This is a genomic window from Faecalicatena sp., assembly GCF_058819085.1.
In genome coordinates this window covers 175032-201502 of record NZ_JBZUUL010000038.1, presented here as the reverse complement: position 1 = coordinate 201502, position 26471 = coordinate 175032, and the positions used below count along the sequence as shown (strand labels likewise).

At 44.6% G+C, this 26471-nt stretch carries 26 protein-coding genes; 3 read left to right on the top strand and 23 right to left on the bottom strand.

Annotation, left to right across the window (positions count from 1 at the left end):
* The coding region (locus tag AC4OGX_RS18380) for a hypothetical protein (RefSeq protein WP_493332134.1) at positions 1–249 on the top strand (249 nt) is incomplete at its 5' end.
* Between the two features lie 215 nt (positions 250–464).
* Here AC4OGX_RS18380 and rpsI read toward each other — a convergent pair.
* Both rpsI and rplM read right to left on the bottom strand, forming a co-directional pair.
* Positions 465–857 carry a 30S ribosomal protein S9 gene (gene rpsI / locus AC4OGX_RS18375; RefSeq protein WP_216243358.1) on the bottom strand — a complete coding sequence of 131 codons (393 nt, stop codon included), beginning with the start codon at positions 855–857 and terminating at the stop codon, positions 465–467.
* A 26-nt stretch (positions 858–883) separates the two neighbouring features.
* A complete protein-coding gene (gene rplM, locus AC4OGX_RS18370) occupies positions 884–1312 on the bottom strand; it encodes a 50S ribosomal protein L13 (RefSeq protein ID WP_493332133.1) in 429 nt (142 codons plus the stop codon).
* Between the two features lie 474 nt (positions 1313–1786).
* Between rplM and AC4OGX_RS18365 the strand changes: the two genes are divergently transcribed.
* Entirely contained in the window at positions 1787–3097 is a 1311-nt protein-coding gene (locus AC4OGX_RS18365) for an alpha-amylase family glycosyl hydrolase (RefSeq protein ID WP_493332132.1), read from the top strand.
* Between the two features lie 55 nt (positions 3098–3152).
* Here the strand turns inward: AC4OGX_RS18365 and AC4OGX_RS18360 are convergent, their stop codons facing one another.
* The 14 genes from AC4OGX_RS18360 to AC4OGX_RS18295 all read right to left on the bottom strand — a co-directional run bounded on the left by AC4OGX_RS18360 (position 3153) and on the right by AC4OGX_RS18295 (position 18147).
* Positions 3153–4259, bottom strand: coding sequence for an aldo/keto reductase (locus AC4OGX_RS18360; RefSeq protein ID WP_493332131.1), 1107 nt, complete (start codon positions 4257–4259; stop codon positions 3153–3155).
* Positions 4260–4268: 9 nt separating this feature from the next.
* The gene (locus tag AC4OGX_RS18355) at positions 4269–4775 is read right to left on the bottom strand and encodes a flavin reductase family protein (RefSeq protein WP_493332130.1); all 507 of its coding nucleotides are present in this window, start codon (positions 4773–4775) and stop codon (positions 4269–4271) included.
* A 133-nt stretch (positions 4776–4908) separates the two neighbouring features.
* Positions 4909–6132, bottom strand: a complete 1224-nt coding sequence (tyrS, locus tag AC4OGX_RS18350) for a tyrosine--tRNA ligase (RefSeq protein ID WP_493332129.1) — start codon at positions 6130–6132, stop codon at positions 4909–4911.
* 605 nt (positions 6133–6737) lie between these two features.
* Positions 6738–7490 carry a copper homeostasis protein CutC gene (locus AC4OGX_RS18345; protein WP_493332128.1) on the bottom strand — a complete coding sequence of 251 codons (753 nt, stop codon included), beginning with the start codon at positions 7488–7490 and terminating at the stop codon, positions 6738–6740.
* Positions 7491–7614: 124 nt separating this feature from the next.
* Positions 7615–9054 (bottom strand): N-acetylglucosamine-specific PTS transporter subunit IIBC, encoded by a 1440-nt coding sequence (gene nagE / locus AC4OGX_RS18340; RefSeq protein ID WP_493332127.1) that lies wholly within the window; start codon positions 9052–9054, stop codon positions 7615–7617.
* A 109-nt stretch (positions 9055–9163) separates the two neighbouring features.
* Complete coding sequence (locus tag AC4OGX_RS18335) at positions 9164–9649, bottom strand: PTS sugar transporter subunit IIA (protein WP_493332125.1); 486 nt, start codon at positions 9647–9649, stop codon at positions 9164–9166.
* A 19-nt stretch (positions 9650–9668) separates the two neighbouring features.
* Entirely contained in the window at positions 9669–10505 is an 837-nt protein-coding gene (gene licT, locus AC4OGX_RS18330; protein WP_493332124.1) for a BglG family transcription antiterminator LicT, read from the bottom strand.
* A gap of 372 nt (positions 10506–10877) precedes the next feature.
* A complete protein-coding gene (locus tag AC4OGX_RS18325) occupies positions 10878–11918 on the bottom strand; it encodes a hypothetical protein (protein WP_493332123.1) in 1041 nt (346 codons plus the stop codon).
* A complete protein-coding gene (nagA, locus tag AC4OGX_RS18320; RefSeq protein ID WP_493332121.1) occupies positions 11915–13033 on the bottom strand; it encodes an N-acetylglucosamine-6-phosphate deacetylase in 1119 nt (372 codons plus the stop codon). Before nagA ends, AC4OGX_RS18325 begins: the two co-directional genes overlap by 4 nt.
* Before the next feature lie 128 nt (positions 13034–13161).
* Positions 13162–13893 carry a glucosamine-6-phosphate deaminase gene (gene nagB / locus AC4OGX_RS18315; RefSeq protein ID WP_493332120.1) on the bottom strand — a complete coding sequence of 244 codons (732 nt, stop codon included), beginning with the start codon at positions 13891–13893 and terminating at the stop codon, positions 13162–13164.
* Between the two features lie 338 nt (positions 13894–14231).
* The gene (locus AC4OGX_RS18310; RefSeq protein WP_493332118.1) at positions 14232–15251 is read right to left on the bottom strand and encodes a succinylglutamate desuccinylase/aspartoacylase family protein; all 1020 of its coding nucleotides are present in this window, start codon (positions 15249–15251) and stop codon (positions 14232–14234) included.
* Positions 15252–15280: 29 nt separating this feature from the next.
* Positions 15281–16495, bottom strand: a complete 1215-nt coding sequence (locus AC4OGX_RS18305; RefSeq protein WP_493332117.1) for a DUF819 family protein — start codon at positions 16493–16495, stop codon at positions 15281–15283.
* Positions 16496–16527: 32 nt separating this feature from the next.
* Positions 16528–17745, bottom strand: coding sequence for a pyridoxal phosphate-dependent aminotransferase (locus AC4OGX_RS18300; protein WP_493332116.1), 1218 nt, complete (start codon positions 17743–17745; stop codon positions 16528–16530).
* Positions 17746–17763: 18 nt separating this feature from the next.
* Positions 17764–18147, bottom strand: coding sequence for a Rid family detoxifying hydrolase (locus AC4OGX_RS18295; RefSeq protein WP_493332115.1), 384 nt, complete (start codon positions 18145–18147; stop codon positions 17764–17766).
* A 326-nt stretch (positions 18148–18473) separates the two neighbouring features.
* Here AC4OGX_RS18295 and AC4OGX_RS18290 point away from each other — a divergent pair, with 326 nt between their 5' ends.
* Positions 18474–19139, top strand: a complete 666-nt coding sequence (locus AC4OGX_RS18290; protein WP_493332114.1) for a helix-turn-helix transcriptional regulator — start codon at positions 18474–18476, stop codon at positions 19137–19139.
* 86 nt (positions 19140–19225) lie between these two features.
* Here AC4OGX_RS18290 and AC4OGX_RS18285 read toward each other — a convergent pair whose 3' ends face one another.
* The 7 genes from AC4OGX_RS18285 to AC4OGX_RS18255 all read right to left on the bottom strand — a co-directional run bounded on the left by AC4OGX_RS18285 (position 19226) and on the right by AC4OGX_RS18255 (position 26456).
* On the bottom strand, positions 19226–20611 hold the full coding sequence (locus AC4OGX_RS18285) for an FAD-binding oxidoreductase (RefSeq protein WP_493332113.1): 1386 nt from the start codon (positions 20609–20611) through the stop codon (positions 19226–19228).
* The gene (locus AC4OGX_RS18280) at positions 20608–21798 is read right to left on the bottom strand and encodes an FAD-binding protein (protein ID WP_493332112.1); all 1191 of its coding nucleotides are present in this window, start codon (positions 21796–21798) and stop codon (positions 20608–20610) included. The genes AC4OGX_RS18285 and AC4OGX_RS18280 overlap by 4 nt, the downstream gene beginning before the upstream one ends.
* Positions 21799–21869: 71 nt before the next feature.
* Positions 21870–22661, bottom strand: a complete 792-nt coding sequence (locus AC4OGX_RS18275; RefSeq protein ID WP_493332111.1) for an electron transfer flavoprotein subunit beta/FixA family protein — start codon at positions 22659–22661, stop codon at positions 21870–21872.
* Positions 22662–22774: 113 nt separating this feature from the next.
* Positions 22775–23638 carry a MurR/RpiR family transcriptional regulator gene (locus tag AC4OGX_RS18270; protein WP_493332110.1) on the bottom strand — a complete coding sequence of 288 codons (864 nt, stop codon included), beginning with the start codon at positions 23636–23638 and terminating at the stop codon, positions 22775–22777.
* Positions 23639–23743: 105 nt separating this feature from the next.
* Positions 23744–24424 carry an N-acetylmannosamine-6-phosphate 2-epimerase gene (locus AC4OGX_RS18265; protein WP_493332109.1) on the bottom strand — a complete coding sequence of 227 codons (681 nt, stop codon included), beginning with the start codon at positions 24422–24424 and terminating at the stop codon, positions 23744–23746.
* Between the two features lie 13 nt (positions 24425–24437).
* Complete coding sequence (locus AC4OGX_RS18260) at positions 24438–25397, bottom strand: alpha/beta fold hydrolase (RefSeq protein ID WP_493332108.1); 960 nt, start codon at positions 25395–25397, stop codon at positions 24438–24440.
* A gap of 21 nt (positions 25398–25418) precedes the next feature.
* A complete protein-coding gene (locus AC4OGX_RS18255) occupies positions 25419–26456 on the bottom strand; it encodes an iron-containing alcohol dehydrogenase (RefSeq protein WP_493332107.1) in 1038 nt (345 codons plus the stop codon).
* Positions 26457–26471 lie beyond the last annotated feature (15 nt).

Here is a 26471-nt window from a genome sequence, read left to right as displayed (position 1 = left end):
CGGACGCTCGCAGCAGACAAGGGAATGTCTATCAACGCATACATTCAAGACCTTGTCAGAAAAGACCAGTGCGGAATGTTCGACACGATGCAGGTTGCAGAAAAGAACAGGGAAATGATTTCCGGAATCACCGGAAACATGCACGACGGATATGACATCATATTCAAGGACGGTCATTCCTGTCACTGCCGGACGAAAAAAGATGTCCGGTCATGTATCATTGAATACTGCAAAGAAAAGGGTGATTGAATCGCCCTTTTTTCATGCAAAATGTGTCTTGCACAAGATTTCAAAAGTATTGCACAAGACACCTGTTTTCGTGTTAGTTACCTGTGCGTTACCTGTTAGTTACCGGAACATTTTCGTGTGTTTTGATGGTGTCTGATAGATTTTCAGAATATAAAGAAAACCCCGAAAATACTGGATTTTCGGGGTTTGTTGCTCTTTTTCGATATTCGGTTGAATTATCGTTTGCTGAACTGCGGAGCTCTACGAGCTGCTTTGAGTCCGTACTTCTTACGTTCTTTCATACGTGGATCACGTGTTAAGTATCCTGCTGATTTCAGAACCGGTCTGTATTCTGCGTCTGCTTCAAGAAGTGCTCTTGAAATTCCGTGACGGATTGCTCCAGCCTGTCCTGTGTATCCGCCTCCGTGTACGTTAACCAGTACGTCAAATTTGTCGATTGTACCAGTTGCTACGAGCGGCTGGCGAACAACAACTTTGAGTGTCTCCAGTCCTAAATACTCGTCGATGTCTCTTTTATTTATAGTGATTTTACCTGTTCCAGGTACAAGATATACTCTTGCGATAGATTTTTTTCTTCTTCCTGTTCCGTAATATTTTGCGTTAGCCACAGTAATGTCCTCCTTTCAACCTTTCCTTAAAATGTTAATACTTCTGGCTTCTGAGCCTGCTGTGCATGCTCTGGTCCAGCGTATACATGAAGCTTTGTCAGCATCTGTCTTCCCAAAGGTCCTTTTGGAAGCATTCCTTTAACTGCTAATTCAACTACCTTCTCCGGTTTCTTAGCCATCATCTCTGCTAATGTAGTCTCTTTCATTCCACCTACATAATCAGAGTGGTTGTAGTATACTTTCTGCTGTAACTTCTTACCTGTCACAGTTACCTTCTCTGCGTTTACAACTACTACATAATCACCTGTATCAACATGTGGTGTAAATTCCGGTTTGTTCTTACCTCTTAATACTTTTGCTACTTCTGAAGCAAGACGTCCTAATGTACATCCTTCAGCATCAACCACATACCATTTTCTTTCAATCTTGTCTGGGTTAGCCATATAAGTTTTCATGGGTGTTCCTCCTATAAATAATCTTCATATACCTTCATCTGCAGACCTGCTGCAAATCTTCCCGTCCGGGTATCCTGTTATATCCACCCACCGGGTATAAAATGCTTTTATATGAAATCAGCGCACTCCGGGGCTTTGGTGTATGCTGTTTCTCCTTTTGTCATGCTGTACTATTATAGTATGTTCAAACCCGGTTGTCAACATATTTTTCGGCTTATTTTTCGGCTCGCAGACATTTTTGTAACATTTTTACAAAGTGTCTGCTTTCTGATTATTCTTTCTCACATGGTTTTCGCCTTCATTTCATTCCATTCCCAGAATACCATTTAAGGAATAACCTTTGCAATCCAGTGGTTTGCAATACAGTACTTTTATAAGACTTTCCTGCATATGATGTTTATGTTATACTAAGAGAGTGTTTGATCCTATGATCCAGACATATACCAATTAAAACTTAGAAAGCAGGTGTGATTTATGTGGGCTTATAATGAAACTTTCTATCAGATATATCCGATCGGATTTTGTGATGCTCCCACTCATAATGATGGGGTAACGGTGCCGCGGATCCGAAAAATCGCAGAATGGAGTGAATATCTTCAGGAGCTTGGAATCGGTTCGATCATCTTAAACCCGATCTTTGACTCTGACAACCATGGCTATGATACCCGGGATTTCAAAAAGGTGGACTGCCGCCTTGGTACAAACGAGGACTTTCAAGCAGTATGTGAGACTCTCCACAAGCATAATGTGAAGATCATGCTGGATGGTGTCTTTAACCATGTGGGACGGGGCTTCTGGGCATTTCAGGATGTAAAAGAAAAGAAGTGGGATTCTCCTTATAAAGACTGGTTTCATATCAATTTTGACGGGAACAGCTGTTATGATGACGGCTTCTGGTATGAAGGCTGGGAGGGACATTTTGAACTGGTGAAGTTAAACCTTTTGAATCCGGCGGTTGTCGATTACCTGCTGGAATGTGTTCGTTTCTGGATCGAAGAATTTGACATTGACGGACTCCGCCTGGATGTTGCTTACAGCCTGGACCACCAGTTTATGAAACGCCTTCGTAAGTTCTGTGAAGAGTTGAAGCCTGGTTTTGCATTGATCGGGGAAGTATTGTTTGGAGATTATAACTTGATCGTGAATGAGGAAATGCTCCACAGCTGTACAAATTACGAATGCTATAAGGGGATTTTTTCCAGCTTTAACAGCATGAACCTGTTCGAGATCGCACATTCCCTGAACCGCCAGTATGGACCGGAGCAGTGGTGTATCTACCGCGGCAAGCATTTGATGAACTTTGTAGATAATCATGATGTGACCAGGATCGCGAGCATCCTTACGAACCAAAAGCATCTGCCTCTGGCTTATGGGATTTTATTTGGAATGCCGGGCATTCCATGCATCTATTATGGAAGTGAATGGGGCGAGGAGGGCGTCAAGGCACCGGACAATGACTATGCACTCCGTCCGGCCTTTGAGGAGCCAAAGCCAAACGAGCTGACGGAATTTATTACTAAACTCATTGCCATCCGCAGAGAAAGTGATGCTCTGTGCAACGGCGGCTATCATAACGTGGTCATCACAAACCACCAGCTGATCTTTGAGAGAAAGACAGACAAAGAGCGGATTTTGGTTGCCATCAATGCCTCTGATTCTGATTTTTCTGCTCATAACGGAGAACTCCAGGGCGATTATGTGGATCTCCTCACAGAAAAAGAAGGCACATTGAGCGGTCAGCTCGACATGCCTCCTTACAGCGTACAATATTTATCAATTTCTTAATTTCTCGGCAGTCATTCTCAAAAGGGACAAAGCGCCCTTCAAAGGGGTCAGACCCCTATGAGATTTCCCCGATCTCTCTGAGACGTTCTACGATAGGAAGATGCTGGGTGCATTGTTCTTCGCATTTGCGGCAGGCAATGCATTCCAGCACTTTTTCTTTTGCGATATCCCAGTGGTTATCCAGTCGGTTCAGGATAGACTGTTTTTCTCCCGTGAATATGTATTGGTTGTACGAATCCATATATTTCGGGATCACGATTCCCTTCGGACAGCCCTTGCAGTAGCCGCAGCCCGTACAAAGGTTATTCAGAGAAGCACCCTTCCCTTCGAACTGCTTTACGATCTCCCTGGCAGAATACTCTTCCAGGTTCTCTACCGCTTTTACTGCATCATCTATATGTTCCTTCGTTGTACACCCTGCCAATGTAACTGTGATCTCTCTGTGGGAAGCTACAAAACGAAGCGCCGCCTGTGCTACGGTGAGGTCTGTTCCCTCCGTCAGATATGTAAAGGCTTCTGGATGATTTGGGATCATTCCTCCGCCGAGGGGGTTCATGACCACAACTCCCATCCCTTTTTCATAGGCCTTTTCAATACCACTCTGTCTGAAACGGTGGTTCAGGGCATTGTATCCGATCAGCATTCCCTTAAACTTACCAGTCTCAACGACCGTCTCGATATCATCCCCCTGCATGTGGGAAGAAAAGACGATATTGCGGATCAGGCCTTCACTTTCTGCCTCCTCGAAAAAGGAGTAAAGCACCTCCATATGCCTTTCCCAGGACTCCAGATTCAGCATGCACCACATGTGATAAAAATCGATATAATCTGTCCGAAGCCTTTCCAGGGAAGTCTCCAGCCGTCTGCGGAAATCGTCCCTGGTCGGATTGTCTCCCAGGGTACTGAAATTTGTCTTGGAGGTTACATATACATCACTGCGCTTCACTTGTGAGAGTGCGATGCCCGTGATGGTCTCACTTTTATCTTCGCAGTAAAAGGGGGCTGTATCCCAGTAATTGATCCCTTTTTCCAGGGCATAAAGCGGAATCTCAGCGCACTTTTCAAATCTCCCCGCTTTGACATCCTCCTCGTCATACCGCATCGTACCCAGACCGATCGCAGAAACCTTCATCCCTGTGTTTCCATATTCCTTATAGTACATAACCTTCCCCTATTCTTTTACCAGTACCTTCACGATCTCCGCCATATACATGGTATGATAATCATGATCCGGATACCATTTTTCATCATTTTCTTTTACGTCAAAATGCTCCGGCGCCATATCCTGATGATACTGCTTCCTGCACACCAGAATCATATCCGCCTCCTCAAAAGCAGTCGTCCCATCTACATAGTACGGTGTCAGTCCTGCCTCTTTTTCCTTGTCGCAGTCACGCCCTGATTTGCTGCCGCAGATGCTGAGTGCCTTTTTGTACGTCTCATCATAGAAAGAAAGTGTAAATGTATCATTTGCATCCACAAACTCTTTTGTATATCTCTGCGGACGGATATACACGCTGACCACATTCTTTCCCCACATCACTCCGACACCGCCCCAGCTGGCCGTCATTGTGTTGTGCCCTTCTTCATTTCCTGCCGTAACGAGCATCCATTCTTTTCCGATCTTCGTGAATGGATTAAACTTAAGCTCTTCTACCGCTATCTCCTTAAATCCCATCTTCCTGACCTCCTCGTCTTTCCTTAGCAGTCTCTCCCGGAGGTCAGGTCCAGACGCCTCTCTCTAGAAGCTGTCCTGCACATACCTTTGTTCCTCCGGAAAATCCGCTATTTTTAAAGTACTCTGCATACCTCTATTTTATCACAACTTTGCGGAAATTTTTCTTTCCTTTTTTCAAAACCATACCGTCTCCTGCGAAAGCATCCTCTGCAAACACCGCATGGATATCTGCAACCTTTTCTCCGTCCACGGAAATTCCGCCCTGCTCCACAGCACGTCTAGCTTCGGATTTGGATGGAACAAGTCCGCTCTTTAATAGAAGAGTCAGGATATCGATATTACCTTCCGCAAAATCTTCTGCTGTCAGTTCCGCTGTCGGCATATCTGCTGCATTTCCCTGGCTGAACAGTGCCCTTGCGCTTTCCTGTGCTTTCTTCGCTTCTTCCTCGCCGTGAACCATCTGTGTCAGCTCGTAAGCCAGGATCTCCTTTGCCCTGTTAAGCTGGCTTCCCTCCCAGGAATCCATGGCATTGATCTCTTCCAGCGGAAGGAAGGTCAGCATACGGATACATTTTAATACATCTGCGTCAGCGATATTTCTCCAGTACTGGTAGAAATCAAACGGGGAAGTCTTGTTCGGATCAAGCCATACCGCACCAGACTGTGTCTTACCCATCTTCTTTCCTTCGGAATTCAGAAGCAGCGTGATGGTCATTGCGCTTGCATCTTTTCCTAATTTCCGGCGGATCAGCTCTGTACCTGCCAGCATGTTACCCCACTGGTCATCCCCTCCGAACTGCAGGTTACAGCCGTAATTCTGGTACAATGCCAGGAAATCGTATGCCTGCATGATCATGTAGTTGAACTCCAGGAATGTCAGTCCCTTTTCCATTCTCTGCTTGTAGCACTCAGCAGAGAGCATACGGTTTACGCTGAAATGGGAACCTACCTCTCTGAGCAGTTCGATATAATTCAATCCCATCAGCCAGTCTGCATTATTTACCATCAATGCTTTTCCCTCTGAGAAATCAATAAAATTACTCATCTGCCTCTTAAAACAGTCGCAATTGTGCTGGATCGTCTCCGGTGTCATCATCTGACGCATGTCAGAGCGGCCTGACGGGTCACCGATCATACCTGTTCCGCCTCCGATCAGGGCAATCGGTTTATTTCCTGCCATCTGCAGACGTTTCATGAGGCATAGTGCCATAAAATGTCCGACATGAAGGCTGTCTGCTGTCGGATCGAATCCGATATAAAAAGTAGCCTTTCCATTGTTGATCAGATCAGCGATCAATTTCTCATCTGTTACCTGGGCGATCAGCCCTCTTGCCTGCAATTCTTCGTAAAGTGTCATGTTGTTCATCCTTTCCTTTTCGTATTGTGTTGTTTTGATGCCAAAGTGGAAATTCTTAAATCCGCTTCGCTGCCTCCTCGATGAGGTTAAATTCAAAAAGAGCCCTTATCCTTGAAAGGACGAGGGCTCATAAACTCGTGGTACCACCTTCATTCGCAGAAAGCTCGCGCCCCCTGCCTCAGTGAGTGTATCTGGCTTGTCATGCGGATATCCTCCGCTTCATCATGCTTAATCACTCAGTACGATAACGTGTACCAGTCCGTCACAGCCTACTTGCAATTCGCTTTGGGTGTGATGCTCCGAGATGTATTCATAAATGACCGTGTCACGCGCCTCTCATCAGCCGGCAGCTTTCTGTCTTCTCCGTGTCAGATACTACTTGTTCTCTTCTACGCATTGTCTGTATTCGTAATCACTTCACTTCCGCTTTCAGGTCACAATGTGACTTTAACGGATACAGCTATTTTCTGCTGCTTACGCTGAAATCTTATCTTATTCCCTGCCTTTTGTCAAGGTGTAAAAACAAAAGTATTCCATTCAAATATAAAAACAAAGGTACTCCATACCTTTCCCGCGAATCCGTCTGTCAAAACCTTTATCCCGGATCACGCCTTATGCAGTCCCTTGAGGATCCCGGCCGCATTCCTGATATTTTCGGCAGAGGTCTCCCAGATTTCATATTCACTGAATCCCGGAAAGCCCATGCTGACACCTTCCCTCCGATATTCCATCCTGCTGTCCTTCACGATCTTACCAGACATATGGCATGCAGTCACACCAGTATAGGGTACCAGATCCCGGATCACTTCCGGGCTGATCCCGGCTCCGGCCATGATCTCGATCCTTTCATCTGCCTCTTTCACAAGACTTCTCAGAAGATCTCGCCCTTCCCAGGCACTATTTCTCTGCCCGCTTGTCAAGATGGTCTTCATCCCCAGAGAGACAGCCTGCTCCAGAGTCACGAACGGATCCCAGCTCACATCAAAAGCACGATGGAGAGCCACATCCATACCGCCGGCAATATGGATCAATTCCCGCATCTGCTGCATATTGAGCGTGCCATCCGGAAGCAGGATTCCCATAACCAGACCGTCCGCGCCCAGCTCTTTATACATCTGCGCATCCTCTTTCATGATGGCAAACTCATACTCATCATAACAGAAATCTCCAAAACGCGGCCGCAGCAGCACTCGTATTTCCAGATCTGTGTGCTCTTTAATCTGCCGGAACAAGGCTTTTCCGGGGGAAGTTCCTCCTATGATCAGATTCCCACATAATTCTATGCGGTCTGCCCCGCCCTTTTGGGCTTCTATTGCAGACCGTACACTGTCGACACAGGCTTCTAATTTATATTCCATATTCCGCTCCTTACTCCCTGCGGTCCTGCCCCTGAAATGTAAGCAAGATCCCGTCCTCTATTGATTCGAAAAAGACCGCCTAAAGCGGTCTTTTTCGAAAAGGGATTATATTTATCTGCTCTGTTTATTTGCAGAGTTTCTTAAATTCATCAGCAACAAACTGAACTTTCGTTCCGATAATTACCTGCACAGCCGTTTTGCTCGGTCTGATAACACCCGCAACACCAGCTGATTTGATTTTCTTCTCATTTACTGCTGTGTAATCTTTGATTTCAAGACGAAGTCTTGTGATACAGTTGTCAATGTTAGCTACATTCTCTTTGCCGCCTACACCTTCCAAAATGATCTCAGCGATTGCTGTGAAATCATCATTTGCAAGCTGTACCGTTGTCTCATCCATATCGTCATCTTCTCTTCCTGGTGTCTTTAAGTTAAACTTCACGATCACGATCCTGAATATTACATAGTAGACAACCGCAACTACAAGACCGATCGGAATCAGCATGATCGGATTCTCAGCAAATGGAGCCTTGAAACTCAGGAACCAGTCAACAAAACCAGCACTGAAGTTGAATCCCGCCCTAACCGGAAGCAATGCCACAACTGCCATGGAAATACCTGTCAATACTGCATGGATACCATAAAGTGCCGGTGCAAGGAACATGAAAGAGAATTCCAAAGGTTCTGTAACACCGTTGAAGAATGATGCAATGGCTGCTGAGAATAACAGACCTGCTGCAATTTTCTTCTTGTTTTCTTTTGCTGTATGGTACATAGCCAGCGCTGCTGCCGGAAGACCAAACATCATAACCGGGAAGAAACCGGACATATACATACCTGTCTGTCCCAGGACACCACCTTCCATCTGTCCCCAGAATTTACCGATATCATTGATACCTGCAACATCAAACCAGAATACAGAGTTCAGTGCGTGGTGCAGACCGAATGGAATCAATAATCTGTTAAACAATCCGTACAGACCTGCTCCAACAGCTCCGAGATTCATGATCATTTCACCAAATGATGTCAATGCCTTGTAGATCACAGGCCAGGCAAAGAACAGAACCAAAGATGATACGATAGATGCACCCGCTGTTACGATTGCAACACATCTCTTTCCACTAAAGAATGAGAACGCATCCGGAAGCTTTGCACTCTTGAACTTGTTGTAGCAGCCTGCCGCGATCAAACCGCAGAGGATACCAATGAACTGTGTCTGAATCTTTCCAAATGCAGGATTTACTGCATCTTCTTCGATCTTTAAAAGCATAGCTACGACCGGTGGGGAAAGAATCGTTGTTGTCATCAGCCAGGATACCAGACCCGCCAGGCCTGCCGTACCATCATTGTCATCAGACATACCAACTGCAACACCGATCGCGAACAAAATTGCCATCTGATCGATCAGAACACCGCCTGCTTTCAGCAGGAATGCTGCGATCACACTATTAGCGCCCCATCCATTAGGGTCGAGCCAATAACCTATACCTTGTAAAATAGCTGCAACCGGGAGACACGCTACCGGGAGCATCAAAGACTTACCTAATCTCTGTAAATACTTCATTACATTTCCTCCTTCTCGAATCCTTTTGATTAAAATCCCTTTTTTATTTTAAACCGGTACACTGCCGGCTAAAATACAACCTCAAACTGCAATACCAATCTCTTTTCCTTTATTTCTCTTCTACAGAAAGTACATCGTCACCGGCCTGAACATCTTTTCCTGCCATAGCTTCTACTGCTGCATAATCCGCTGTATTACAGATCAGCATCGGAGTAATGATGTCATATCCTGCTGCCTTCACCTTTTCCAGATCCACAGTCAGGAGAAGATCTCCTTTTTTCACCTTATCTCCTGCTTTTACATGGCCCTCAAAGCCTTCACCATTCATCTTGACTGTGTCAAGTCCCACATGGATCAGAACCTCAGCGCCGTAATCGGTCGTCATGCTCACTGCATGAAGAGTATCGAATACCATCCCGATCTCACCGTCTGCCGGTGCATAGATCTTCCCTTCTGATGGGATGACTGCCACACCTTTTCCAAGAATCTCCTCACTGAAAGTCGGGTCACTGACTTCTTTAATAGAAACCGCCTTTCCCGCTGCCGGTGCTCCTAATAAATGCTTTTTGTCTTTTTTCTTTAAAAAATTAAACATCTCTTCTCCTCCTTTAATTTTATTCTTCCACCATCGTCACTCTCCGGATATGGATCGCCAGATACATGATCTCTTCCCCGGATATTTTTGTATTTGTTGCATCCTCGATATATCCCGCCACCTGCCGGCTGCATGCATACTCCCTCGGGTATTTCGTATGCATCATCTCTGCCAGCTCATTCTCCTCGTTCGGGAGAAGTTCTTTTCTGTAAACCCGCTGGAGCAGAAATTTCACATGGGTGACAAAACGCTCATAATGCAGTGAGCCCTCATCAAATTCAATTCCCAGCTCACTTTTCACAATGTCCAGGATATCCTTCATCAGATTCGGAAAGTTCAAGGCATCCCGAATATCCGTTCCATACTCAGCATTTACAAAATGTAGTGCAATGAATCCAGCCTCATCATCCGGCAGCTGGATATGCAGCCGCTCCCAGATAATATCTATAGCATACTTCCCTAACTGATATTCCTGCTGATAGAACCTCTTGATCTCCCATAGCAGTGCGTTCTCCGGCTTGATCCCCTGGCTGAACCGCTCGATCGCAAAGTTGATATGGTCTGTCAGAGTCACATAAATGCTTTGATTGAGCTTTAACTTCAGATTCTTTTTCGCATAGGAAATAATATCGTTTGATATCTGCACGTGTTCCAGAGGCATGTTCGCCAGCAGCTCTTTCAACTGATCTGCCAGACTCTGGCTCTTGATCTTAAATACCTTTTCAATCTTCTGTTCGGCCACTTCTTTCCCTGCGCGGGTACCAAATCCGATTCCGCGCCCCATGATCACAACTTCTCTTCCGCTGTCATCATAGGCAGAAACTATGTTATTGTTTATAATCTTTTCAATTACCATAATAATCTTACGTTCCTTTTTAACAAATTCTATAGCTTCGACGTTTATTGTTTCCAGTTCTTGCAGATTACTATTAGGATTGATCTGATTTTTTACTGGATATCCGATGTCCCATAAAATTTCATCCGCAGGACTTGCAGTTCCTAAGATTTCCAGTTTTATCAAATAAAAAAACCAAACCTTATAAACATGACATACGTCCTGTCTATAAAATTTGGTTTTGCCTGCCTTACAGTAACAATCCAATGTTATTCATTTCGTGAATCAACTATAACAAACTTAGTTTTCGAAGTCAACCTTTAATACATAGAAATTTTATATTTTGGTTATAATGTTTATTTTTATTTCATTTTTTCGTACAAAAGTACCAAATCATTCATACTCAAAATACTCTACAAATTTCAAATGATTCTTGGCTTCCAGCTGGGTCATATACTTCTGATCTGCCAGATCTGCTGCCTTTGAGCCACTGGCATCTACATAGATCGTCTGCCCGTTCATCTGTACCGCGCAGAATACATAACCTTCCTGATGAAGGCTGCTCTTTCCCCATATTCCAAGAACAATATGTGATTCCATCCCGGCTCTGCTGCATAATTCTGACAAAATTTTAGCATAACCAAGTGTCGTCGCCTTTTTCCGGGTCAGCGCAGACAGATTATTGTAGATATAAGCCCCGTCAAACACCTCATCCATGCTGGAAAAATCCAAGGCCTCCTCCCCGATGTGGGAAGCAACAGACATATTCTTATCCAGCCAGTCCAGGAAATAGTCCACTGTCTTCTTCTCGCCATAGTCTGCAGGGAGCTTCTCCATGATCTGAGACAGGATCTTCTCCGTATCCTCCTGCGTCTTCACGATCTTTTTAACCTTTTCCTTCGAATTGGTGGAAAGCCCCTCTTGAATCTCCGCCAGATTCTTCACAGTACCATCCTTTGCATAGTCACCGGCTGTATTGATACCCTCGGCACAGGAAAGGAAGAGGATCGCCTTTGTGATCTTCTTCTCCTTCTGTGTCGTCAGGTCTGTATTCTTATACTTTACATAAACATCATCAGCAGTCATTGGAATATCATAGAATCCATAAAAATAATTATAGCCTTCATCTTCCAGTGCCGTCGTGACACGCAGATATTCCGGCCCACTCATGGCCTCCGCAAATTCTACCACTCCGCCCTCCATCTTATCAAGACGTTCCTTCATCAGATCATAGGCTGCCGACTCTTTTTTCGTCAGCTGATCATAATAAAATGTGGACTGGACCTTCCCGCTCTTTCTCGGCTCATCTTTCAGCTTTGTCGCGGTCGCCTTAGAAAGCGTCGACTGACGCTCCCAGTATGCCAGCGTTCCAAGCAGAATCAAGATTATACCTGCGAAAAAGACTGCTTTTTGATGCTTTCGGACAAAATTCATGCTTGTTTTCTCCCATTTACATAGACAGCTTTAACATTCAGGTCCTTATCTAAAAGTACCAGGTCTGCTGCCTTTCCCGGTGTAATGCTTCCGCAGGAATCATAGATGCCGATCTCCTTCGCCGGATTCATTGTAGCACAGGCCACCGCATCCTCTAAAGGAATCTCCATCTGCTGCACAGCTACCTTTAAGCAGCCCATCAGGTTCGTTGCAGAGCCCGCGATCGTACCATCCGCCAGAGTTGCCTTCGCACCTTTGACAAAAACATCCTGACCGCCCAGTGTGTACTGGCCGTCTGTCAGCCCTGTCGCGCGCATGCTGTCACTGATCAGGATCACCCTGTCTGCGCCAAACATCGCAAATGTTGCACGTACAACGGATGGATGGATATGGATTCCGTCACAGATCAGCTCCACATGACAGTTCTCATCATCGCGCGCCGCTCCGATCACTCCCGGATCCCGGTGATTCAAAGGAGGCATTGCGTTATATAAATGTGTGATGTGACTTGCACCTTTTTCCAACGCCTCTGATGCAGTATCATAGTCTGCCGTTGTATGTGCGATCGATACAACGACCTCATCCTTCACGTCTTCAATAAACTCCATCGCGCCGTCATTCTCCGGCGCAATATCTACCAACTTAATCAGGCCGCCGGATTCCTCCTGCAGCTTACGGAATAATGCCGTATCACAGTTGCGAATATGGTCTGCCGCCTGTGCACCCTTCTTAGCCGCACTGATAAACGGACCTTCCATATTGATCCCGGAGAGCTTCGCTCCCTTACCGCCTTCGTATGCCCCGGCAGTCTTCATGATGTTATGAAGGTCCGCCTCGGCCAGTGTCATCGTTGCCGGGCAGATCGTTGTCACACCGATAGATGCCTCATACGCCGCCATGTTCTTAATCGCATCCAGGCTGGCGTCACAGAAATCATCTCCCATGCAGCCATGGAAATGAATATCCACAAGCCCAGGAATGGCAAAGCATCCTTCTCCGTCGATCACTTCGTTATCATTTTGAGCAGAAGCTGCGAACTTATCCCCATCGATATATACCTCGCCAGGGGTAAAGGTCTTATCTTCTCCGAAAACCTGTACATTCTTAATTACCATTATTATCAACCCTCTTTCTTCCCTGATACCGCCCCTATGCGCTCATATGGCACAGCCTGCATGGTCCATTTGAAACTCAGCTTTGTTTCATGGATCACCAGTCTGTTACCACACATAGAATAGCGGAACTATCTCGGGATCTTAGATAATGCTGCTGCATCAGCAACAATTGTTACATCAGGATGCATCTGCAGAATAGATGCCGGAACCTGTGGTGTCACATCTCCGAAAAATGCCTTTGCAACGATATCTGCTTTATCTTCGCCGCTTACCACTAAGAGCACCTTCTTCGCACGCATGATCGTCCCGATACCCATAGTATATGCCTGTCTCGGAACATCATCCACGGATGCGAAGAAACGTTTATTTGCCTCGATCGTACTCTCTGTCAGATCAACACAGTGTGTTGCTTTATCAAAGATCTCTGCCGGCTCGTTGAATCCGATGTGTCCGTTGTGTCCCAGACCAAGAAGCTGTAAGTCAACTCCGCCTAAAGAAGCGATCAGCTCTTCGTATCTCTTACACTCTTTGTCAGCATCCGGCTCCATGCCATTCGGTACATTGGTACGCTCAGCCACAACATTCACACGGTCAAACAGATGCTCATGCATAAAATAGTAGTAGCTCTGGTCATTCTCACGGTCCAGTCCTTTATATTCATCCAGATTTACAGTGGAAATTCCGGAAAAATCAAGATCTCCCTGCTCGTACATCTCTACCAGGCGGTCATATGTACCGATCGGTGAAGATCCTGTTGCAAGTCCAAGTACACAATCCGGTTTTGTTACGATCTGTGCAGCGATCAGGTTTGCTGCCTTTCTGCTCATGTCTGTGTAATCCTTTGTTTCAATAATTCTCATCGTTTTTTCCTCCACTATCACTTATTATTTTACCTCATTACTGGCTCTATTATATACCGCCCGATATACTTTTCACAAGTCAGTTAGAGGAAAAAGAACCGGGGAATTCCATTTTGATTCTTCTTTCATTTCAGACATAAAAAAACCAGATTCCCAAGGGTAAAGAATTCTTTATCCTTAGAAAATCTGGTTTTGCCTTCTTGGAGTAACAACCCAGTCTCTTTCAATTGACCTTATCTTAACAAATGAAGGTATGATTGTCAAGTGATAATCCGTATTTCCTGCTGGAACTTATTTCCCTGAAATCGGTTTTATAGCACTTTCCTTAATGTCAGAAATCACTCCACTTCGTTTGCAATAACGAACAGCATATCTCCAGGATTAACCCCTCCATGAACCACCATATTAGTCATTAAACCGTTGCATGGACAGATATCCCGACTTACCACCTCGCCTCTCCAATCAATCGTATATCCAAGCTCCTGACCTTCTTTTACAAGGTCGCCGCTCTTAATATTAATAAAATGGAGACCTCCTCTTTGAGCAAATAAGACATTCCCTCCTATATATACCTTTGGCTCTTTTATAACTGCTTCACCAGCCAGTACTCCTGTGCCCATAAAAGCATTTTTCAAAGCCTTTCGTACCATGTCCACCTGCTCCTGTTTCAACCTGCCTTCTCCTCCAATCTCAAACAACACAGAAGGGATCCCCCGGTGGTTAGCTTCCGCCACTGTAGAACCTCTGCCCGGATAGTTCGGCATCTGTGGAATGGTGCCCTGAGGGACTTCCCAAATCTTATCTGACAATAGAAGTCTTGCCAATCTCCTTGTTTTCTCATCCACAGGTTTACCAATAGGAAGAAGTTCGATATTACTGTCCAGATCCTCATTTAATTCACCGCCATGCATATCTACATGCCAGTCAGCAATTTTTACGAAATTTTCAAAAATCCGTTTGGCAGACATTTTTGTCGGTGATAATCCCATATGCAGGGCTGTTTTCCCCTGGTCTTCCCCAACTTCATCTTCTACCGGAAATGCACCGTTCATATTTACCCCATCCAATGGTGAGATATTCAGCTTTTTAAACTGCAGTCCCATGACATTCATAACATGAACAAAAATAATCGTTCCTTTAACATCCTTAGGCTCCAGTTCATTTGCCAATTGGATCGTTGCTGCCATTCCTATCAGTTCATTCGGATGACATCCGGCTGTCACAGTAAAAACGGGACCTTCCTCCTCACCACATATGACAGTTACCGGAACTTCAATTTTATTTACAGTCATCTCCGCTGCAACAAAGTTCCATCTTACTTTTGTACCTCTTTCAATTTCTTTTCCACCTATATTCATATTAAGATCTCCTTTCTTAGCTTACATATTTATGCGCCAAATATAGTTCCAATCAAGATTCCACCGATATTACCGATTACATTTCCAAGTGTTCCTACCAGGATTGCCGGAACAACAAGTGATCCCCAGCCTTTTGCAACCGCCAGCGCTGCTGCTGTTGTTGCTCCGCCAACATTTGCATTGGAACATACCATTGCTTCCTCTATCCCATACTTGAATACCTTGGTTGCCAGCAATGTCACGCCTATATTTGTAAATACGATAATAAAGCAGCACACAAAGAATTTTGGAGCATCATTTACTAAAAGCCGAATAGAAACCGGTGCACTCATTGTTGCAAAGAACAGATAAATAAAATATGTCCCCACCTCCTGAGCACCATGTATATTACTGATAAACTTAGGAAGCAGTGTCGCCAGCGCAACTGTAATCACCGTAATAATCAAGTACTTGCTTCCCAAAAGTCCATTTAGGAAGTTCCATCCAAAATTTGAGGTTGGAATGATCTTCCCAAAAAGACTTGAGATTGGTTCCGCAACGCCAACCACACAAGTAGAAACCCCGATTGCCAATGCAATATCTTTTAATGAGATATCCTTAGCTGACCAGTATGCCGCAGCATTTGTCTTCTGTTCTCCTTTGCTCTCATTTTTAAGCCTCTCCTGTTCTTCTACAAGAGGATGACGAAATCTCTTTTGGAAAAATTTCATTGAAGGGATCGTCATAAGCGCAAAGAAGAAAAACATCATTGTCAGAGCGTCCGCTACGTTAGCTGTGGATACCATCGTCCCCGAAGCATTATAGTTTTCCGCCATCGCTACAAAGTTCACACCACCACCAATATAAGAACCAGTAATCATCGCAAGAAATACACCAATGTTGTCAATAAACCGATTCATAATAAAATATGCGATAAACGATCCGATCATTGTTCCAACTGCGCTCAATAGAAATAGTATGAGAAGACGCCCACTGTCCTTCGCAATCGTTTTCAGGTTTGCGGTAAACAACAGCAATGGAATCGCAAGCGGCACCAGATATGTGCCAACAAAATCATACGCAGGTGCACTTTCCGGTATGATTTTTAAATTTGATAATACCAGCGTTACAAGAAGCACTAAAATGCAGCCCGATAGTTTAGAAGCCCAATTATATGTCTGTTCCAGCCAGATTGCAAGTGCAACAATCGCACATAACACTGCAAATAAAGCAATCGTATTCTCTGTTCCGATCAATGTCCCCATGTAGTTCCTCCTTTTCCTCTCAGTTCGTTGTGTTAACCATTCCTCTCTGGATATCTTTCAAGTGCCTCTGCCATCCGCCTCATAGTCTGTACTGCTTCTTCGTCACTGCCAAGACAGCCATGGATGATGCGAAGATATCCCGCTCCCTGTTTCCCGTAGTTTTTGCCGTCATTGACTGCCACCTTCGCCTCCTGCACAAGATAATTCATAACATCTGTGGAATCTCCGATATCTGAAACATCTACCCAGCAGTAAAACCCCGACTCTGGCATTTCCATCCTGACTCCCGGTACGCTTCCAAATATTTCATACGCCATTTTTCTGCGGTAATCAAAACTCTTTATGTATGTTTCCATAAATTCCGGCCGTTCAAAAGCTGCAATCGCACCAAGCTGTGCCAGTGTATTTGAAGCTCCAAGCACATTGACAGCAGCTCCATACATAGCATCCATAATCTGATCACAGGCTGCAATGTAGCCTACACGAAAGCCCGAAAGCCCCATTCCTTTAGAGATAGAAAATACGGTGATCGTCCTCTCCCACATCCCCGGAAGTGATGCCGGAGTTAAAAGCTCCTTTCCATCAAACACGCTGTCTTCAAATGCCTGGTCCACAACAAGCATCAGATCATTTTTTATAATAAAGGCTGCCAGTGCCTCCAGATCTTCTCTTGTAAATACCGTCGTTGTCGGGTTGTTTGGATGCGTAAGAACAACAGCTTTGGTGCGATCCGTCACTGCCTTCTGAAAAGCAGCTATATCCAAACCATACCCCTCCTTATGTGCTAACGGCACTGGTATGGCAACTGCTCCTAAAAGTTTAGGATCCAGGAAATTATTCGGGTAACTCGGATCCGGTACAAGCACCTCGTCCCCCTGATTTAAAAGTACCGCCATCGCATAAAATAGGCCGGAGTCTGATCCCGGAGTAATCAGTATATTCCTCTTTGGATCTACACATAGGCCATTCTTATTTTTAAGCTTTTCTGCCACCTTCTCCCTCAATGTCAAAGAGCCGCTCGGCATAATATAGTGAGAAGGAAAACCGTTTTGTATTTCTTCGATCATAACCTGTTTGATATGTTCTGGAATGGAGGGATCGGGATAAAAAGGATCTGCCCAGCCCATCAGGGTTACCTTATCTTTTCCCATATCGGAAAATCCATCACCCACATCCGCTTTCGTTACATTTGAGAAGAGTCCCCCTTCTACTCCTGAAAATCGTTCTGACAACTTTTTTCTTGTCTCCACAGTAATCTCTCCCTAATTTTATCTTTCTACTGCTACCACTGCATCAATCTCTATCTGTGCCCCCTTTGGAAGCTTTGAAACTTCTACTACAAACCTGGCTGGTGCTTCTTCCGGGAAATATTCCTGGTAGATTTCATTAATGACCTGAAACTTTAACATATCCCGTATAAACAATCCACACTTCAAGATAGAATCTTTACCACCACCAGCAGCTTCTGCAAGTGCAATCACATTTTTTACACTTTGATGGACTTGTTCCTCCAAGCTCTCCGGCATACTGCCTGTAGTCGGATCAATTGGTAGCTGCCCCGAAATACAAGCAATTCCATTTGCCTTTGTTGCTTGAGAATACGGGCCTACTGCCTTTGGTGCGCGTTCTGTTTTTACTACTCCTCTTTTCATATTTCTTCTCCTTTCACCACCGTTAGTATATTTTTCAGAAAATTCTTTTTTATTTTCTTTCGTTTTTTTATTTTCTGAAAGTTTAATTTGATTATAATATTCGTCTAACCTTTTGTCAATAGCATAACGTTACTTTTGTTTATTATTACATTAATTTTTTTTATTATTTTAGCGTTTTTGAATTATATAACGTTACTATTTTTTACTTTTTATATATTCTTCCAGTTTTTACATTATTTTTGTTTATTTACGTTTCAACAATCCATTGACTCTCCACTAAAAACATGATTAAATAAAATTAAACTTTATTAACGGAGGTATGTATCATGAATGATATATCCATCACGCTGTCAGAAATAGACCGTTGTATTTTAGAATCCTATAGTTTCTTTTTGGATGGTCTTTCCCAATATCTAGGCGATAGTATAGAGATCGTACTGCACAGTCTTGAAAATTTAGACCGTTCAGTCATAAAAATCTTAAATGGCTTCTATTCCGGAAGAACCGTAGGGGCGCCCATTACAGATTTAGCACTTTCGATGCTTTCAAAAATAAACGAGACCGGAACCAATCCCTATATCATCTATTTTTGTAAAAGTAAAAAAAATGAACCGATTAAAGCAGCCACGCTTGCTGTTTATGGTGAAAACCAGCGAATCATTGGTCTGGTCTGTATGAATTTTTATCTGAATACGCCTTTATGCAATTTTGTGGAAACCCTTCTCCCATCTGCCGGAAATCCACTCGCTATGTCCGAACATTTTGCTGAAAATATCAGCGATGTGATTGAAAATGCAATTTCTACTGTACAGGAAGAAGTCCTATCTGATTCAAAGATTCCTTCCAGCTATAAAAATAAAGAAATCATTTTAAGACTGAATGAACAAGGTGTATTTAATCTAAAGGATGCCGTCCTTACTGTCGCAGAACGGCTGGGGATCTCCAAAAATACGGTTTACCTCCATCTGCGGAACCAATCTAAATCTGTATAAAAATCCATAAAAACAGGGGCCATTGCATTCATTTCTGCAATAGCCCCAAATCATCCAAGGATTTGCGTATCTCCTTTTTTTCCTATTCAAATCACCTTCTCAGGATTCAGCAGTCCTTTCGGATCAAATACTTTCTTGATCCCCCGCATAATCTCTATCTGTGCCGTCCCCAACTGTTCCTCCAGATATTTTTTCTTCGCGTATCCGACACCATGCTCGCCGGAGACTGCTCCGCCCATCACCATAGCTCTTTCATACATTTCCGCGAAAACATCTGTCAGCTTTTCTTTCCACAGATCTTCTCCCAGCTCATCCCTGCAGATATAGATGTGCAGATTCCCATCCCCGGCATGCCCAAAGCTTGGGATCCGGATCTTATGTTTCCCGGAGAGCTCATGGGTGAATCTGATAAATTCGGCCACACGGTTTCTTGGAACAACCACATCACATTCATCCATCTCCGATGTGGAGGCCTTGATCGCCTCCAAAAATGCACCTCTGGCCGACCACACAGCATCTTTTCTCTCTGGAGTATCTACGATAAACACATCCTTGGCATCATGTTCCAGACAGTACCTGGCCACCTTTTCATATTCCCCTTCTACCTGCTGCGTTGAATTCCCGTCAAATGTCAGCAGCAGATACGCGGCGCTCTTTGTATCCGGGAACTTCTTTCCAAGGAATTCTTCCGCAAAAAGAAGAACCTCCCTTTCCATAAACTCAATCGCCGTAGGGGCTGCTTTCAGCATAATGATCTTTGGCACCGTTGTGATCGCAGCTTCCATTTTTTCATAGGGTATTAACAGGCTCACACTTTTTTCCGGAAGCGGAACCAGCTTTAAAATGGCCTCCGTAATGATGCCCAGTGTTCCCTCTGAACCGATCAGGAGATCTTTCAGGCTGTACCCGGAACTGTTCTTTACGATTTTCCCACCCAGCTTTTCTACCCTGCCATTTGGCAGCACCACAGTCAGCCCCCGCACATAATCCCTCGTAACTCCGTACTTCACAGCACGCATGCCGCCTGCATTCGTACTAATATTGCCTCCGATGGTAGCGGATTTTTCCCCTGGATCAGGGGGATATAGAAACTGATGCTCCTCGGCAAATTGTGCCAGTTCCATAAGCAGCACCCCGGGCTCCACTGTCACAGTAAGATTTTCCTCATCCAGCTCCAGGATATGATTCATCAATGTGGTCTCCAGCATGATCCCTCCCCGGACCGCCACTGCCGCACCTACCAGTCCGGTCCCCGCGCCTCTTACGACCACGGGGATTTCCTGTTCATATGCATATGTCATGATCCGGGATACCTCTTCTGTAGAAACCACCTTGATCAGGACATCAGGATAACCATATACACCGCCAAGTTCATCATGGCTGTAATCCTCACCTATCTCTTCCCCTGCCTGGATCCGTGCCGGCTCGATCATACTCTTGAGATAAGAAAGTTGTTCGTCGTTTAATTTCATCTTGCACCGCCTTTCAGATGTGCCAGCAGGACAGGAACGATTTCATACAGGTCCCCTGCAAATCCATAATGAGCCACATCAAAAATACTTGCATTTTTGTCTGAATTTACTGCAATGATACATTCCGCCGAGCGCATTCCTGCAACAAACTGGACAGATCCCGAGATTCCTAAAGTAATCAACAGCTTCGGTTTTACCGTTCTGCCGCTCAGGCCGATCTGATGTTTGGCATCAAACCATCCCGCCTCGATCAAAGGTCTGGTACAAGCCAGCTGCGCATCCAAAAGCCTGGCCAGCTCTGCTGCCATAGCCAGATCGCTCCTGCTTCGGATCCCTCTTCCGACTGCCACGATCGTATCAGCATCAGCAATATCGATCTCCCTGGGCTTTTCTATTCTCTTTAATACCTGAATGCCTGCTGACATCTTTTCCGGTATATCCATCTTTTTCACGGTTCCTGACAGTTCTTCATTCCTTACCGGAGCCGAAAACACTTTATAACGCACGGTGCAGAATTGGGGACGCGAATTCGGAGTAATGATCTGGGCCATAATATTTCCGCCAAAAGCCGGGCGGATCTGCACAAGATCCGTATTTTCTTTCATCTTCAGGACCGTGCAGTCTGCTGTCAGCCCGGTCCTGAACCTGGCTGCTGCCCTTGGCGCCAGTGATCTGCCTTTGATCGTAGCGCCGAACATCATCACAGAAGGCTGTACCTTTGTGACAAAGTCCTCGACGATATCTGCATAAAGGGAAGCTGCAAATTCAGCCAGCCTTGGATCTTCATAAGAAAAAACGCAGTTCACCCCATAATACAGCAGTTCTCCTTCTGCCTCTTTCAGGCGGCTTCCGATGAGAAGTACAAAGACCTTCTGTCCGTTTACAGCTGCCAGCTCCTTCGCCTTCCCGATCAATTCATAAGTGACCGGATGGAGCCTGCCATCCTCGCATTCCCCAAACACCGTAATCCCGTTCCACTTCGACTTATCTACAGAAGGTCTTTTCTCCTCCTCATACGTGATCACCCCAGGTATCCCCTTTTTGACACATATCTTACACATCCTGCAGCCTGCGCTGATCTCCAGCTTTTCATCCTCATATGTAATTGCACCAAAGGGACACAGTCTGCACATTTCTTCTGCAATTTTTACGTTCACCAGGTCCTGGTGCACTTTTAAAGCTCCCATATTTTACCCTCCCGGTCCTTTCTCTGTCTGCCTCCATAGCCTTTTATGCTTCCCCAAACTATGCAGCCTGTTCAGACCACAAATTTCTTCTGTTTCAGAATGTCATATATCATATCGCCTAAATTTCCGCCGCGATCCTCAAACAGCTGTCTGGACATATTCTTTTCCGGTGGGAAAATACGCTCTACCTGCGTTGGTGAACCGGCAAGCCCGTATCGTTTCTCATCTGTATCCTCAAGATCTGAAAGTGAAAATTCTTCTATCTTAATTTTTTTCATCTCCAGTTTCCGCTTAAATGACGGAAGCCTCGGGGTATTCACATCCTTTTCCAGGGTAAGAAGACAAGGGGTCTTTAAACGCAGCTCTCTGAAATAATGCTCCTGGTTTTCCTTTACGATGATCTCAGATCCTTCCACCGCGTAGATCTCCTGGACATTCGTTACATGCTCCATATGGAGAAATTCTGCCGTCTCCGGCCCTACCTGGGCTGTATCACCATCTGTTGTCTGTTTTCCGCACAGGATCAGGTCATAGGCCCCTGCCTTTCTGATCCCCTGTGAAAGGGTATAGCTTGTCGCAACAACATCTGCACCGGCAAACTTCCGGTCACTGATCAGAATCCCCCGGTCTGCCCCCATATAGATCGCTTCTTTCAGAACCGCCTCCGCCTGCCTCGGCCCCATCGTAATGACATCGACACACCCTCCATATCTCTCACGCAGCAAAAGCGCCTGCTCGATCGCATACAGATCAAACGGATTCATTTTTGATTCCACTCCGTCTCTTTTCAATACCCCGGTCTCTTCATCCACTTCCACAGAGGTGGTTCCCGGTACCTGCTTAATACAAACTAGAATTTTCACCTTATCCCTCCTGTATCTGCATAAAAATACCCCAACATATCCCGCGATATGTTGAGGCATCCTTCGTCACGAACCCAGCCGTCTTCTCTTATTCTCATATCAAGAACCTTACACTAATACATCTTGTCTATGATCGACTGTGCTGTTTTCTGATTATATCCATAGCTGGTCTCATACGTTCTTCTATAATATTCTATGTAAATCACTTCCATAATAAACATCTGGCTCATGACAGCCGTAGTTGAACCGCCCTGCAGAGGACCTTCATTGGCACCACACAGAAGAACCACATCTGCATAGTTCGCAAGCGGTGATTTTGCAAATCTGGTGACAGCAGCCACATAAGCTTTTGATTCCTTCGCAAGCTTAGCGATCAGGATCGAATCTTTGGTGGAGCCGGAATAGGAAATAACAATCGCCACATCTTCTGCCGTCAGGGTGGACGCTACCATCGTCTGCATATGTGAATCCGTATAGCAGTATACTTTATTCATGATCCGCAGAAACTTATTGGCCGACAGCATTGCCATGATCTGGCTTGCACCCACACCGAAAAAGAAAATCCGATGCGCCTGCTGCATCATGTCGATCAGCTGTCCAAGCTTATCATAATCCAGAAGCGACTGGGTCTCCATCAGGACATTCACATTAGAATTCAGCAGCTTCTGTGTCACCATATCAAAGGTATCCTCTATGCCGACATTCTCTGTCAGAGTCTCCTGACCCTTGTCCTTGTCTTCATTCTGAATGCTGAGAGAGAGATGGATCTTGAACTCCTGGTACCCCTGCAGCCTCATACTCTTACAAAAGCGAAATACTGTTGTCTCTCCAACACTGCAGGCATCCGCCAGATCTGTGATCGACATATATAAGACCTCTGACGGCTTATCCAAAATGAAATCTGCCACCTTCCTCTCCGCTTTCGTCAAGTGCGGATATGCCGAACGTATCTGCATCATAAAATTGTCCTGGCCCATGCTTCACCCTCCAACCACCGTTATTATTTCATTTTAACCCCTATCTGCCGTTTAATACAACAACTTTGTTTATTATTTTCCAATATTTACATAATTCCAACTATGTTAAATGGCCTCAACAAATCTCCTTGTGATATCCATAGGTCTTGTGATTGCAGTACCTACAACTGCTGCCAATACCCCCGTTTCCAATGCGGCTTTTAACTGCTGTGGAGTCCAGATCCCACCCTCAGCGATCACTGGCCTGCCCGATCGTTCTACCAGCTGGCGCATCACATCCAAGTCTGGAAGCTGCACCCCTTTTGTATATTCTGTATAGCCCCTTAGAGTTGTCCCGATCAGATCAAAACCGAGCCTTGCCGCGTTTAAGCCTTCCTCAAGAGTCGAGCAGTCTGCCATAAACAACTGATTGGGATATTTTTCTCTTACTTCTTTAAAAAATGTTTCCAAAGTCACATTCCCCGGCCTCATTCTTAACGTACTGTCCATGGCAATGATTTCCGCCCCCACTTCCACCAATGCATCCACTTCTTTCATCGTCGGAGTGATAAAGACATCCGAATCATCGTAAACCTGCTTGATGATCCCAATCACAGGAAGGTCTACTTCCTTTTTAATTTCTCTGATATCCTCGACCGTATTGGCCCGGATCCCAACAGCACCGCCCCTTTTCGCTGCAACTGCCATCCGCTGCATGATATAGGAGCTGTATAGGGGCTCCTCTTTTAGTGCCTGACAGGAGACGATCAGGCCGCCTTTGATTTTTTCCAGAATAGAAGTTTCCATTTCGTATTCCTCCTTATAATGTTTGTAAAAACTCATATGTTTTATCTGCAAAATCCTGTATTGGCTCATGAATGTATTCCGGATAAACTACAAGTTCCTTCTTCGCTCTAATTTTATTATATACTGCAAATTGTGAGGATGGAGGGCAGGTCGTATCTAAAAGCGCTGTTCCAAACATCACTTCTGCCTGGATTCTTTTTGCAAAATTTTGAACATCTATATATCCCAGCTTCGTAAAAAACTCCTCCTCATGCTCGTGACATGGATCAAACTTTCTAAAATAATATGAAATATCATCATAAACATTTTTTGCCAGATCAATTTCCCAGACTCTTTTATAATCACACAAATAAGGGAATAATGGTGCGATTTTCTTTACTTCCGGTACTAACGCTGCACAGATCAGCGTCAATGCTCCTCCCTGTGACATCCCATATGCCCCAAGCCTATTTTCATCAACCTCCGGCATAGACTTGGCTATTTCAACTAATTCAACAACATCCATAAAGACTTGCCTAAAAAGCATTTTTTCTGGTCCGTCAAGAACCCCTCGGGTGATATGCCCCGTAAATGTTTCTCCTGTTACACCACCGATATCCTGCGATAATCCACCTTGTCCCCGCACGTCCAAGGCAAATACAGAATAACCATTGGCTGCATAATTTAGTTTATCTACCCAGGTACCCGAATGTCCCGTATATCCATGGAAAAAGAAAACCGCCGGGTGAGGTTCTTCTTTTCTCAAAGGCCTCACATATTTAGCATGAATCTTTGCTCCGCCTACTCCAGTAAAAAATAAGTCAAAACACTCTGCAAAATTAGTCTGGAATCTGCTCTTCTCCAATTTTAAATTCCATTCAAGACTCTTTGCTTCCTTTACCGATTTATCCCAGAATTCATCAAAATCTTCTGGACAGGGCGAACTCCCTTTATAAACCTTCAATTCATTTAGCGGTAGATCAAATACACCCATGATATGTCCTCCTGCAAAAAACTATAAGATTTTTTCCAGAGCCTTTTCCAATCGTCCGATATCTGTCACATTTGTACTGCTTGTCAGATACTCAATAAGCTTCTGACGGTTTGCAGCGGTATTTTCAAAATAAATGTCTTTCATATTCATCGGCATTTCAAAATGCTCCATAAAATGCTCCAAATTTCTGATTTCTTCCAAATCATCTCCGTTATAATACATCTGCATAATCAAACCTACACCAACAATCTCACCGTGAAGTATATCTTTTGCTTCTTGAACAAATTCCCGGCGCATAAAATCATACAACCCATGCGCTAGTGCAAGCTGACCGCTTCCTGAAGAGAAACCGCTTACAATAGATGTATGAATCAGATTTGTAACGATCATATCATCTACCAGTTTTAAGGATCTTTCTGGTTTCGAAAATGCATCTCCCTCGCCCATGATAAACTCCCAAATGGCTTTTCCGTTAATATAACAGATGTATTTGTTCAGATCACAGTCTTTATGGCTCGTAATTTTCAGGTTATGAATGACCTCCGGCAGTTTTGCCAGTGAGTCTACCATACCTGCTGCCCATAATCTTTTCGGCGAAGCATTGATAATTCCTGAATCAGCCAGTACAACATCCACCTCCCGATTCATAGCAACAGATCCATCAGCCTTTCCTTCATCAGTATACATAATACAAACTGCAGAACTTGCAGCACATGTTGCAACCGATGTTGGTACAATGATGATAGGACAGTTGGCATATGCAGCCGCGCACTTCGCTAAATCTATGCATTTCCCACCGCCGATCCCAATAATAAGATCGCACTGCTCCCTCTTTACAATTTCACTATACTCTTTCGCCCATCGCTTAGAGCATTCACCAGTATGCTTAAAAATGATTCCCAGCTCGGCAAGATTAACAAATTCTGAAATTTTATCTACAGAACCTGGACCACCGATGATCACTGCCTTTTTTCCAAAATACTGCATCTCACTTTTCAACTTCTGTACGGCACCTGTGCCAACAACAAATCGACCTACTCCAACCTTCAATTCCTGCATTATGTTTCATCTCCT

Excerpts from the sequence above, each read along its gene's own strand:
- rplM (WP_493332133.1), bottom strand. The coding sequence starts at position 1,312 with ATGAAAACTTATATGGCTAACCCAGACAAGATTGAAAGAAAATGGTAT.
- AC4OGX_RS18365 (WP_493332132.1), top strand. The coding sequence starts at position 1,787 with ATGTGGGCTTATAATGAAACTTTCTATCAGATATATCCGATCGGATTT.
- AC4OGX_RS18360 (WP_493332131.1), bottom strand. The coding sequence starts at position 4,259 with ATGTACTATAAGGAATATGGAAACACAGGGATGAAGGTTTCTGCGATC.
- AC4OGX_RS18355 (WP_493332130.1), bottom strand. The coding sequence starts at position 4,775 with ATGGGATTTAAGGAGATAGCGGTAGAAGAGCTTAAGTTTAATCCATTC.
- tyrS (WP_493332129.1), bottom strand. The coding sequence starts at position 6,132 with ATGACACTTTACGAAGAATTGCAGGCAAGAGGGCTGATCGCCCAGGTA.
- AC4OGX_RS18345 (WP_493332128.1), bottom strand. The coding sequence starts at position 7,490 with ATGGAATATAAATTAGAAGCCTGTGTCGACAGTGTACGGTCTGCAATA.
- nagE (WP_493332127.1), bottom strand. The coding sequence starts at position 9,054 with ATGAAGTATTTACAGAGATTAGGTAAGTCTTTGATGCTCCCGGTAGCG.
- AC4OGX_RS18335 (WP_493332125.1), bottom strand. The coding sequence starts at position 9,649 with ATGTTTAATTTTTTAAAGAAAAAAGACAAAAAGCATTTATTAGGAGCA.
- licT (WP_493332124.1), bottom strand. The coding sequence starts at position 10,505 with ATGGTAATTGAAAAGATTATAAACAATAACATAGTTTCTGCCTATGAT.
- AC4OGX_RS18325 (WP_493332123.1), bottom strand. The coding sequence starts at position 11,918 with ATGAATTTTGTCCGAAAGCATCAAAAAGCAGTCTTTTTCGCAGGTATA.
- nagA (WP_493332121.1), bottom strand. The coding sequence starts at position 13,033 with ATGGTAATTAAGAATGTACAGGTTTTCGGAGAAGATAAGACCTTTACC.
- nagB (WP_493332120.1), bottom strand. The coding sequence starts at position 13,893 with ATGAGAATTATTGAAACAAAGGATTACACAGACATGAGCAGAAAGGCA.
- AC4OGX_RS18310 (WP_493332118.1), bottom strand. The coding sequence starts at position 15,251 with ATGAATATAGGTGGAAAAGAAATTGAAAGAGGTACAAAAGTAAGATGG.
- AC4OGX_RS18305 (WP_493332117.1), bottom strand. The coding sequence starts at position 16,495 with ATGGGGACATTGATCGGAACAGAGAATACGATTGCTTTATTTGCAGTG.
- AC4OGX_RS18295 (WP_493332115.1), bottom strand. The coding sequence starts at position 18,147 with ATGAAAAGAGGAGTAGTAAAAACAGAACGCGCACCAAAGGCAGTAGGC.
- AC4OGX_RS18290 (WP_493332114.1), top strand. The coding sequence starts at position 18,474 with ATGAATGATATATCCATCACGCTGTCAGAAATAGACCGTTGTATTTTA.
- AC4OGX_RS18285 (WP_493332113.1), bottom strand. The coding sequence starts at position 20,611 with ATGAAATTAAACGACGAACAACTTTCTTATCTCAAGAGTATGATCGAG.
- AC4OGX_RS18280 (WP_493332112.1), bottom strand. The coding sequence starts at position 21,798 with ATGGGAGCTTTAAAAGTGCACCAGGACCTGGTGAACGTAAAAATTGCA.
- AC4OGX_RS18270 (WP_493332110.1), bottom strand. The coding sequence starts at position 23,638 with ATGGGCCAGGACAATTTTATGATGCAGATACGTTCGGCATATCCGCAC.
- AC4OGX_RS18265 (WP_493332109.1), bottom strand. The coding sequence starts at position 24,424 with ATGGAAACTTCTATTCTGGAAAAAATCAAAGGCGGCCTGATCGTCTCC.
- AC4OGX_RS18260 (WP_493332108.1), bottom strand. The coding sequence starts at position 25,397 with ATGGGTGTATTTGATCTACCGCTAAATGAATTGAAGGTTTATAAAGGG.
- AC4OGX_RS18255 (WP_493332107.1), bottom strand. The coding sequence starts at position 26,456 with ATGCAGGAATTGAAGGTTGGAGTAGGTCGATTTGTTGTTGGCACAGGT.